General features: G+C 66.2%; 3 protein-coding genes. All 3 read right to left on the reverse strand.

Features of this window, described 5'->3' with window-relative positions:
* Positions 1 to 471: 471 nt before the first annotated feature.
* On the reverse strand, positions 472 to 1458 hold the full coding sequence (locus tag EBE87_RS27490; RefSeq protein WP_120640909.1) for a Bug family tripartite tricarboxylate transporter substrate binding protein: 987 nt from the start codon (positions 1456 to 1458) through the stop codon (positions 472 to 474).
* 652 nt (positions 1459 to 2110) lie between these two features.
* On the reverse strand, positions 2111 to 3697 hold the full coding sequence (locus EBE87_RS27495) for an ABC transporter substrate-binding protein (RefSeq protein ID WP_408887772.1): 1587 nt from the start codon (positions 3695 to 3697) through the stop codon (positions 2111 to 2113).
* A gap of 23 nt (positions 3698 to 3720) precedes the next feature.
* Positions 3721 to 5157, reverse strand: coding sequence for a M20 family metallopeptidase (locus tag EBE87_RS27500; RefSeq protein WP_120640911.1), 1437 nt, complete (start codon positions 5155 to 5157; stop codon positions 3721 to 3723).
* Between the last annotated feature and the right edge of the window lie 197 nt (positions 5158 to 5354).

Consider the following 5354-nt stretch of genomic DNA (forward strand, 5'->3'; position numbering starts at 1 on the left):
CCAACCCATCCCAACTCACCGTCAGGATCAATCAAGCAACAGCTAAGCCAATCTGCTTACTTCCAGAAGACTGATGCAATTTTCAAAGAACAACCAAGCCGCTTCACTGTGTTTCAATTCAGCGTCGCGTCGGCGTGGCAGCCCTCTACCCCCCGGGGGAGGAAAGAGCAAGTGCCATAAGGCAGAAAAAAGCGAACACGGTCACCAAAGACCTGAATGACCGCCGCACTTGATCCAGATGACTGGATCGGCACGGCGGACAAATCACTCGATGACCATACCCGTAATCTGGTCACCGACAGGCTCCGTTTCAAGAGGCCCCTTCACGCGAGATTCTGCTTTCTTGCAGCTCCGCTCAAGCTTCTTTGCCACAGTCACTATACGCTACCAGCAGTGGTCAAGATAGGTTCTGGTTGCCGCCGTTCAAGATGGCCGACCTGACAGGGCTTCTTCAGGAAGCGGCGCAGGTCCCTATTCGGCGCTGGCGCCGGAGGCACGCACCACCGGAGCCCAACGGCCAACCTCCTCACGCACCAGGGTCGTGTATTGCTCCGGCCCAAGGTCGCCAGGGATGCTGCCGATCTCACCCAGCCGCGCACGCAGCTCGGTGGATGCCAGGATCTTCCGGGTTGCCTCCGACAGGCGGTTCACGATGGCGGGTTCCAGGCCGGCGGGGCCGGACAGGCCGTACCAGGGCAGGTTGATCAGATCGATGCCCTGCTCGCGGAAGGTCGGCACTTCCGGCATCAGCGCCGATCGCTCCGGCCCACTGACAGCAATCGGACGCACAGAGCCGGCCAGCAGGTGCGGCAGGGCGGAAGGCAGGGTATCGGACATCATCGGCACCGTGCCGGCGATCACATCCGTCATGGCCGGGCCGCCGCCGCGATAGGGGACGTGGTTCAGCTGCGCCCCGGTGAGCTCCGCGAAGCGCACCAGCAGCAGATGGTTAGAGGAGCCAGAGCCGGAGGAGGCCATATCCAGCCCCCCGGGCTTCTCCTTCGACAGCCGCACGATGTCGGCCAGATTGCGCGCGGGGAAGGACGGATTGACCACCAGGATGGTCGGCGTGTTCACCAGCAACGCGATATGGGTGAAGTCCTTCACCGGATCATAGGGCAGGCTGCGGAATAGTGTGGCCGCGATGGCATGGCTGGCGATGTTGGACAGCAGCAGCGTGTAGCCATCCGGCTTGGCCTGCGCGACGACCTGGCTGCCGATGGTCGCGGTCGCGCCGCCGCGGTTCTCGATGACGATGGGCTGGCCGAGTTCCTCCGACAGCGCCTGGCCGATCAGCCGCCCCACCACATCGGTCGATCCGCCTGGCGGATAGGGGACGATGAAGCGGATGGGCCGGCTCGGCCAAGCTGCCTCGGCATGCGGCGCCGTCATGGGCACCAGCGTAGCGGCCGCGAGGCCGCCACCCAGAAGCTGCCGTCGGGAAAGGCTGTTCTTCATGGGACGTTTCCTTTGTTGATGCTTCCGGTCCTGCAGGCCGGTTCACAAGTCCTGGGACGAAGCCGCGATGCTGGCGGTGCCTCACCTTCCATGAGGAGGTGGCACATGACCAATACCAAAGGGAGCAGCGGGCACCGCCCGGAACAGGCTCATGCCCCCGAGCAGGGTCCACCGCGGCCGTGATGGGTGGTTGATCCACGCTGATCCTGGCACCCATCCCTCCCCTGCTTCCATTGGCAGGCTAGCCTTGTGGCTTTGGGACGCGCAACATCGCTGTCTGACAAAACAGACAGCGCCAAGCCGTTATGCCAGACAAGACTGCGGTGCTGTAACTGGAGGGCGGCGCTGGGTGCCCTGCCCCTGCCTTCGGCACTCCGCCCTCTGCCGGGAAGCGAGGGAAAGATGCTTGGCTTCCGCCGTCATGCCGGTGAAGAGGATGCACCCGTTTGGCACGCCGCCGTGACCATCGCGGACGATCTGGCGGGCTGTGCCGCTCCCTCAGTGATGCTCAGGTCAGGCAGGCACGGGCGCGGAGTGCCAGGACGGGCCAGCAACGGGAATTCCGCTGGGCCTCCAGCGCAGGCGCCGCCGCGTGTCGCATCGGGAAAAAGGCCGACCGGGGCGCAAGGCGCATCCGGCCGGCCGGGCAGGCTTATTCCGCCGGGCGGACATCCTGGGCGCGGGTGTATTCGTCGGCCCGCGCGTCGATGGTCAGGTTGCGGCGCATGGCCCAGGCATTCTTCTGGATATGCACCGGGATCAGCGCCTGATCCTCGGCCATGATGCGCGTCGCGTCCTGCAGCAGGGCTTCGCGCCTGCCATCGTCCAGGGTCCGCATGGCTTCCGCCAGCTTGGCGTCCAGGGCGGGGTTGGAATAGCGGCCGCGGTTGGACGCGCCCATGCCGGCCTCGCGGTTCTGCGTGGCCACCAGGGAGCGCAGCATGGTCGCGGCCTCACCCGTGGTGGCGGCCAAGCCCATCAGATGGGCGCTGGTCTCGCCCCGGCCGGCGCGGGCGATGAAGGTGGTGAAAGGCTGCGCCTCCACCGCCGTGTGCACGCCGATGCGGGTCCACATCTGCCCCACCGCCTGGATGATGCGCGCATCATTCATGTAGCGGTCATTCGGCCCATGCAGCGTGATGCGGAAGCCGTTGGGAAAGCCGGCCTCGGCCAGCAGCTTCCTGGCGGCAGCTAAATCGGCCTTGGGGGCGGCGATATCGGGGGCATAGCCGAAGGTGCCCTCGGCCATGACCTGCCCGGTCGGCACGGTGGCCTCCTCCATCACGCGCGCGGCAATGGCCGCCCGGTCCACCGCCAGGGAAAGCGCGCGGCGCACGCGCAGGTCGCGCAGCGGGTTGTGGTCCAGCTTCTCGCCATTGGGGCCGGTGACGAAGGGGGAGCCATCCTCCTTCGCCTGGTCCAGCGCCAGGTAGATCAGGCGCAGACCGACCGTCTCCTCCACCCGGACGCGGCTGTCCTTGCGCAGCCGCACGAGGTCGCTGGTCGGCACCTGGTCGATCAGGTCCACATCGCCGGCCAGCAGCGCCGAAGTGCGGCCCGCGTCGCCGGTGATGATGCGGTAACTCACCTTCTGCCAGTGCGGCTTGTCGCCCCAGTAGCTGTCGTTGCGCTCCAGCACCACGCCCTCACCGTTGCGGTAGGATACGAGGCGGAAGGGGCCGGTGCCGACCGCGGCGCGGCCGGTGTTGAAGTCCTCGGTGGTTGCGCCCTCATGCGTCTGCCTGTCCAGCATCATGACGCCGGTGAGGTCGTTAGGCAGCTGCGGGTAAGGCCCTTCGGTGCGGAAGCGGATGGTCAGCGGGTCGACAATCCCGACGCTTTTGATGGCCCGCACGAACTGCGCGTAGGAAGAGGGCGAGTTCGGCACATTCGGGACGCGCTCCAGCGTGAAGGCCACGTCCTCGGCCGTGAAGTCCTGGCCGTTGTGGAACTTCACGCCCGGGCGCAGCTTGAATTCCCAGGTCGTGTCATCGACCGGGCGCCAGGATTCCGCCAGGTTGGGCCGCAGCCGCACGCGCGCATCGGTGCCGACCAGCGAATTGAAGACCATGCCGGCCACGGTCGAATTGGGCGTGAGGTTGTGGTAGTGCGGGTCGATCGAGGTGATCTGCGACCCGATCGCCACCTTCAGCTCCTGCGCCTGCGCCAGGGGGGCCAGCGCCAGCAGCGCGAAGGCGGCGGTACCGGCACGCAGGGCGCGCCGGATCTTCGTATGCATCATGAGAGTGGTATCCGTCGTGATCAGCGGCGCTTGCGCAGCGGCGGCGGCAGCACGTCGTCAGGGATGGGGCAGGCATAGGGCTTGCCGCCCGTGCGCTGCTTCAGCTCCGCCTTGGCACGGGCCAGCAGCTCGGCATCCTGGAAGATATCCAGCGCCGTGGCGGCCATGCCCTTGGCCGCCAGGATCATGCCCTTATGCGCGCTGGGGCTCTTGCCTTGCGCCACGGCCTGCCAGGTGTGGAAGGGCGTGCCAACCGCCCAGGTGGGGCCCCAGCACTGCACGGTGGGCACGATCTGGCTGACATCGCCCACATCGGTGGAGCCGGTGCCGGGACGGGAATTGCCATCGAAATGCAGCACGCCCTCATGCAGCGGCTGCGCGCCCACCTCCTCCGGCGCGCCGACGGCATTGATGCTGTCAGCGATATCCTCTTCGCTCAGCGAACGACGGATCTCAGCGGCGAAGGCGCGGTCGGCCTCGTCGAAGGCGGGGGCACCAAGGTTGGAGAGGTTCTCGAACATGCGCATCTCCAGCGCCGTGTTCGGGATGGTGTCGGAACAGGCCTTGTCGATTTCCATCTCCATGCGCGTGCCGGTCATGATGGCGGCACCCTCGGCGCAGGCCTTTACGCGCTCGAACAAAGCCTTGGCCTCCTTCACCCGCGGGCCACGGATCAGGTAGAGCACCTCGGCATCGGCCTGCACCACATTGGGAGAATTGCCGCCGCTGTTGGTGATGGCGTAGTGGACACGGCAGTCCAGTGGCATGTGCTCGCGCAGGTAGTTGACGCCGACATTCATGATCTCAACCGCATCCAGCGCCGAGCGCCCCAGCCAGGGCGAGCCGGCGGCGTGCGAGGCGCGGCCCTTGAAGCGGAAACAGACCTGGAAATTGGCCATGGAGCGGGAGGAATTGACCGCGCTGACCACGCCGGGATGCCAGGACACGGCGGCATCGATGTCGTTGAAGACGCCGGCGCGCGCCATGAAGGTCTTGCCGGAGCCGCCCTCCTCGCCAGGGCAGCCGTAGTAGCGCACGGTGCCGGGCAGGCCCTGCTCCGCCAGCGCGTCACGCGCCGCTACGGCGGCCAGCATTGCGCCGGCACCCAGCAGGTTATGGCCGCAGCCATGGCCGGTGGCACCGGGCTTCACCGGCCGCGGCTCCGTCACACCGGCTTCCTGGCTCAGACCCGCCAGGGCGTCGAATTCGCCCAGGAAGCCGAGGACGGGACCGCCGGAGCCGGATTCCGCGACAAAGGCCGTGGGAATGCCGCCAAGGTTGCGGGTCACCCGGAAGCCTTCGGCCTCCAGCAGCGCAATCTGCTCTTCAATGGAGCGATGCTCCTCGAAGCGCAGTTCAGCATGTTCCCAGATGCGGTCCGCGACGGCAGTGAAAGCGGGGCTCTTGCTATCAACGCTGGCGGAAAGAGTGGACAGGGCAATAGGTTCGTTTCGCATGGGTGCTCCTGCGCGTCACGTTCTGTCATCGAGCTGAGCAGGATGACATGTCGTGCGCGCTACCTATGCCCGTGGAGATGTCGGGGCAACTCATGCCTGCTGCGCGGGCTGGAGACGCGCGAAAGCCGGTCTGAGGTTGATTTCAGAGCGGCTTTGGGTGGTTGGTGCTGGTGATGATTTGTTGGTGTTGGATGCGG

The organism is Teichococcus wenyumeiae, assembly GCF_003696345.1.
Classification (GTDB): Bacteria; Pseudomonadota; Alphaproteobacteria; order Acetobacterales; family Acetobacteraceae; genus Pseudoroseomonas; species Pseudoroseomonas wenyumeiae.